The following is a 1,026-nucleotide window of genomic DNA, read 5'->3' as shown; positions in this document are numbered from 1 at the left end:
TAGGTGTGTAGTCCCGGGATGAGGTGGTGCGGGTCAAGCTTGAAACAGTCCGGTGTTCGAGTCCAGGCATCACAGATCGTTTTGAACGGAGTACGCCACCGTAGAGCCTTCAGGTGCTTGGCAAAGTTGTATGCCATGACGAAGGCCCGAACATGGGCTTTCAGCGCATCGAAGTCCGGGTAGTGGAACGACTTGATGGTGGCCTCCTTCACGGTGCGGTTCATGCGCTCGGCCTGTCCGTTGGTCCACGGGTGATAGGGCTTGGTCAGCTTGTGCTTGATGCCATGCTCATGGCAGACACGGTCGAAAATGTGCCCACCAAACCGATTGGTCAGGCCGTTTCGATACCGTGGCTGCTCGGTGAACGCCACGCCGTTGTCCGTGAGAACGGTGTGAATGGTGTACGGGTATGCCGTCACCACCTCTTCGAGAAACGCCGCGCCGTTCTGCTTTGTCGCAGCATCGAAGAACGCCACGTGGGTGAATTTGGTGACACGATCGATCGCCAGGAACATGTGCTGTTTTCCCTGCTCCAGCCGGAGTTCACAGCTGTCGATATGCAGGTAGCCGATTTCGGTTGGAGCAAACTTTCCATGCTTGGCTCCACCCGGCTCTGTGCTGGGCAGTCTGCTGATGCCATGGCGCACCAGGCAGCGATGCAAGGCACTGCGAGTCAGTTGGGGGAGGGTTTCACGCAGATGCCCCAGCAGGTCGTCCAGGGGAAGCAGGGTGCGTCGCCTGAGCTCGACCACCATCGCTTCTTCAGCATCCGAGAGCCGGACACTACATGGCTTGGCAGGCCCCATGGGCTTGTCAGTTGTCGTCGAGCGCGAACGCCACTTGGCCACAGTCTTGACGTTCAGTCCATAGCGGGCGGCAAGGGCGCGCGTCGACTCTTGCGACGCTTGGAGCTCGGCTCGAACTCGCGGCGTTGTGCGGGCTGAGCCATGAAGACCTGTTGCCATAGCGCATCCTCCTGGTGAGGGTTCAAGAATGCACCATGACTTCCTGGGACTGCACACCTAG

1 protein-coding gene is annotated in these 1,026 nt (G+C 59.3%); it reads right to left on the bottom strand.

The window, feature by feature from the left end:
- A partial coding sequence (locus E5198_RS21215; protein ID WP_136491869.1) for an IS481 family transposase occupies positions 1-965 on the bottom strand: 965 nt, incomplete at its 3' end.
- Between the last annotated feature and the right edge of the window lie 61 nt (positions 966-1,026).

Source organism: Pseudomonas sp. A-1, assembly GCF_004801855.1.
Taxonomy (GTDB): domain Bacteria; phylum Pseudomonadota; class Gammaproteobacteria; order Pseudomonadales; family Pseudomonadaceae; genus Geopseudomonas.
The sequence above is the reverse complement of the archived record's forward strand: the minus strand, read 5'-3'. Positions and strand labels throughout refer to the sequence as shown.